The sequence below is a fragment of the Phenylobacterium sp. genome (assembly GCF_036723115.1).
Lineage (GTDB): Bacteria > Pseudomonadota > Alphaproteobacteria > Caulobacterales > Caulobacteraceae > Phenylobacterium.
On the sequence record NZ_DAIMHV010000199.1, the window covers coordinates 1 to 3977 of the forward strand.

Annotated in this window: 3 protein-coding genes; 1 reads left to right on the forward strand and 2 read right to left on the reverse strand. The window is 71.0% G+C overall.

Going from position 1 to position 3977, the window contains the following annotated elements; translation table 11 throughout:
* The coding region (locus V7D28_RS14255) for an aminoglycoside phosphotransferase family protein (RefSeq protein ID WP_333588047.1) at positions 1–701 on the forward strand (701 nt) is incomplete at its 5' end.
* Positions 702–728: 27 nt separating this feature from the next.
* Here the strand turns inward: V7D28_RS14255 and V7D28_RS14260 are convergent.
* Both V7D28_RS14260 and acs read right to left on the reverse strand, forming a co-directional pair.
* Positions 729–1709, reverse strand: coding sequence for a small ribosomal subunit Rsm22 family protein (locus V7D28_RS14260; RefSeq protein ID WP_333588048.1), 981 nt, complete (start codon positions 1707–1709; stop codon positions 729–731).
* The gene (acs, locus tag V7D28_RS14265) at positions 1706–3646 is read right to left on the reverse strand and encodes an acetate--CoA ligase (protein ID WP_333588049.1); all 1941 of its coding nucleotides are present in this window, start codon (positions 3644–3646) and stop codon (positions 1706–1708) included. The genes V7D28_RS14260 and acs overlap by 4 nt, the downstream gene beginning before the upstream one ends.
* Positions 3647–3977 lie beyond the last annotated feature (331 nt).

The following is a 3977-nucleotide window of genomic DNA, read 5'->3' on the forward strand; positions in this document are numbered from 1 at the left end:
CCGTGGAGAAGGAACAGACCTGGCTGCAGCGTCTGGCGCCGGGCCTGCCCCTGCCCATCCCCGCCCCGGTGGCGGCCGGCGCCCCGGGGGCGGGCTATCCCTTTCCCTGGTCGGTGATCGCCTGGCTGGACGGCGAGGCCCTGACGCCCGCGACAGACCTCGATCACGGCCGGCTGGCCCGGGACCTGGCCGGATTCCTGCGCGCCCTGCAGACCCTGGACGCCGCGGGCGGCCCGGCGGCGGGGGATCACAATTTTCATCGCGGTGGCGACCTCGCCGTCTATGACGGCCAGACCCGGGCGGCGGTGACGGCGCTGGGGTCGCGCATCGACGGGCCGGCGGCGCTCAGCCTCTGGGAGGCCGCCCTGGCGACCCGCTGGGACCGCGGCCCGGTCTGGGTGCATGGGGACGTGGCGCCGGGCAATCTCCTGACCCGCGAGGGGCGGCTGTGCGCGGTCATCGACTTCGGGACCTGCGGGGTGGGGGATCCGGCCTGCGACCTGGCCTTCGCCTGGACCTTTCTGGACGACGCCGCCCGTCCGCTCTTCTTCCAGGAGATGGGGTTGGATCCGGAGACCGGGTTTCGCGGCCAGGCCTGGGCGCTCTGGAAGGCGCTGATCGTCGTGGCCGGCGCCCCAAGCGTCCACACCCGCGAACTCGACCTGCACCTCCGGGTGCTGAAGCGGCTTGGAGTCATGTGAGTGCGCCAGCGCGCCGCGTAAGCGCGCTCAGAGCGTATCGCCCCAGTCGAGGCGGCGGGCGGCGGCGAAGGCGGGCTTGTCGCGGCGGGGGATGAAGCGGTGGTCCAGGGCGCCTGTCTCCAGGCAGAGCTTCAGTTCGACGCCCGGCTTGGCCTGGCGCGGGGGGCTGAGCACCCGTGCCGAGGGCGGGCTCACCGCCACGCCGTCCCGGGCGGCGGCCAGCCAGATGAACTTCTCGTCCTCGAAGGGCGCCTCGGCGCCCTTGGCCTGGCGGTGATCCCGCGACCGGGGCAGCCGCTGAACGAAGTGGCACCAGTCGGGGGAAGACAGCGGGCAGGCCTCCGCGTGGGGGCAGGGACCGGCCAGCCGGGCGCCGGCCGCGATCAACCGGGTCCGGGCGGCCAGGATGCGCTGATAGCCCGCCGGCGTGCCCGGCTCCACCAGCACGAGAACCCCCACGCAGGCCGCCCAGAGCCGGTCCACCAGGGTCGGCTGGGCCGCGCCGGCGATCTCGGCCAGGACGTAGGAGGCGACCACCAGATCGGCCCGGGGCCAGGCTTCGCCCCCGGCGGCTGTCAGGCTGACCCTGCGGCGTTCGGCGCCGGCCAGGACGGGCGGTCCGGCCTCGCCCAGGATGCGGGCCAGGTCGAGGAAGGGGCCGCTCTCGTCCAGCAACAGGGCCGCCTCGATCTTCGGCCAGACCTCCAGCGCCGCCCACGAGGCCGTGCCAGGGCCGGCGCCGGCGTCCAGCAGGGTGGCCGGGGCGAAGTCCGGACAGACTTCGGCGAGCGCGGTAAAGACCGCCAGATCGGCGGCATAGGTGGCCGGCAGGCGGGCCAGGGCGTAGGCGAGCGCATCGTCTGGCCCCAGCACCACGCCCGACGACCCCGCCCCGCCGCGATAGGCGGCCGAGACCTTGGCCGCCCGCTCGGCGAGATCCCGGCGGGAGACGCCCTCCAGCCGGGCCTCGATGGCCCCGCGCAGGGGGCCGGGCAGTTCGGGGTTCAAACCGGGACGCGGTTGGCGACGAGGTCGTCCACCACGCCTGGCTCGGCCAGGGTGGAGGTGTCGCCCAGCTGGTCGGTCTGGTTCTCGGCGATCTTGCGCAGGATCCGCCGCATGATCTTGCCCGAGCGGGTCTTGGGCAGGGCGGGCGCGAACTGCAGGGCGTCCAGGGCGGCGAAGGCGCCGATCTCGCGACGCACCCAGCCCTTGATGTCGGCGGCCAGGATGTCGGTCATCTCCACCTCGGCCTTGAGGGTGACGAAGGCATAGACCCCCTGGCCCTTGATGTCGTGGGGATAGCCCACCACGGCGGCCTCGGCCACGGCCTCGTGGCCCACCAGGGCGCTCTCCAGCTCGGCGGTGCCCAGGCGGTGGCCCGACACATTGATCACGTCGTCCACCCGGCCGGTGATCCAGTAATAGCCGTCGGCATCCCGGCGGCAGCCGTCGCCGGTGAAGTACTTGCCGGGATAGGTGGTGAAATAGGTCTGGATGAACCGGTCATGGTCCCCATAGACCGTGCGCATCTGTCCGGGCCAGGAGTCGGTGAGGCAGAGATTGCCGCTGGCCGCCCCCTCCAGCACCTTGCCGTCCGCATCCACCAGCTGGAAGGACACGCCCGGCAGGGGCTTGGCGCAGGAGCCCGGCTTGGCCGGGGTGGCGCCGGGCAGGGGGGTGGCCAGGCAGGCGCCGGTCTCGGTCTGCCAATAGGTGTCCACCACCGGGCAGCGGCCCTCGCCCACCACCCGGTGGTACCAGAGCCAGGCCTCGGGATTGATCGGCTCGCCCACCGTGCCCAGCAGGCGCAGGGACTCCCGGCTGGTGGATTTCACCGGCGCGTCCCCGTCGCGCATCAGGGCGCGGATGGCCGTGGGCGCGGTGTAGAAGATCTCCACCTTGTGCTTGTCCACCACCTGCCAGAAGCGGGAATTGTCCGGCCAGGTGGGCACGCCCTCGAACATCACCGTGGTGGCCGCATTGGCCAGCGGCCCATAGACCACATAGGAGTGGCCGGTCACCCAGCCCACATCGGCGGTGCACCAGAAGACCTCGCCCGGCCGGTAGTCGAACACCAGCTCATGGGTGTGGGCCGCCCAGGTCAGATAGCCGCCGGTGGTGTGCAGCACCCCCTTGGGTTTTCCGGTGGAGCCCGAAGTGTAGAGGATGAACAGCGGGTCCTCGGCGTTCATCACCTCCGGCTCGCAGCTGTCGGAGACGGTCTTCTTCAGGTCCGAATAGAAGGCGTCGCGGCCCTCCACCATGGGGACGTCGGCCTTGGTGCGGCGCACGACGATGACGTCCTTCACGTCCGGACAGGCCTTCAGCGCCTCATCCACATTGGCCTTCAGCGGCACGATGCGGCCGCCGCGCACCCCTTCGTCGGCGGTGATGACGATGCGGGAGTCGCAGTCCTGGATGCGGCCGGCCAGGCTGTCGGGGGAGAAGCCGCCGAACACCACCGAGTGGACGGCGCCGATCCGCGCGCAGGCCAGCATGGCCACCGCCGCGGCCGGGATCATGGGCAGATAGAGGGTGACCCGGTCGCCCTTCTTGACGCCCTTGGCCTTGAGCACATTGGCCATGCGGCACACCTCGGCGTGCAGCTGGGCGTAGGTGAGCGTGTCATAGACCTCCGGATCATCGCTCTCCCAGATGATGGCCGTCTGGTCGGCGCGCTCGGGCAGGTGGCGGTCGATGCAGTTGACGCTGACGTTCAGCTCGCCGTCGGCGTACCAGCGGATGTGGAAGTTCTGGGCGTCGAAGGAGACGTCCTTGACCTGGGTGAAGGGCTTGGACCAGGTCAGCCGGGCGGCCACGTCGCGCCAGTAGCCTTCCGGATCGCTCTTCGCCCGCGCACAGGCGGCCTCATAGGCGTCGGCGTCCATTCGGGTCCGCCTGGCCCACTCCGCAGGAACCGGAAAAACCTCGCCATCGCTCACGACGCCACTCCCTTATTCGGCTTTGGCGCGGAGTATGCGGAGTGAGGGGCCTGTGGCAACCGTTCAGGGTGCTGTGAACCCCGCCGGCGGCGCGCTCAGGAAGGGGCACACAACGGACACGAAGACCGCCAAGGGCCCGAAGGGTTCGGCGGCGCGCCTTGGTGAGCTTTGTGACCCTTCGGGCTTTTCGTGTCCCCTCTTTGCGGAGGAGCCTTGGGTCCGATGACGGCGCCCCAAAGAAAAAGGCCCCGCCGGAGCGGGGCCTTTGGGCTTTAGGCCTTCTTTTCGAAGAGCTTGTTCCAGCGGCGGCGTTCGCGGCTCTTCCAGGAGC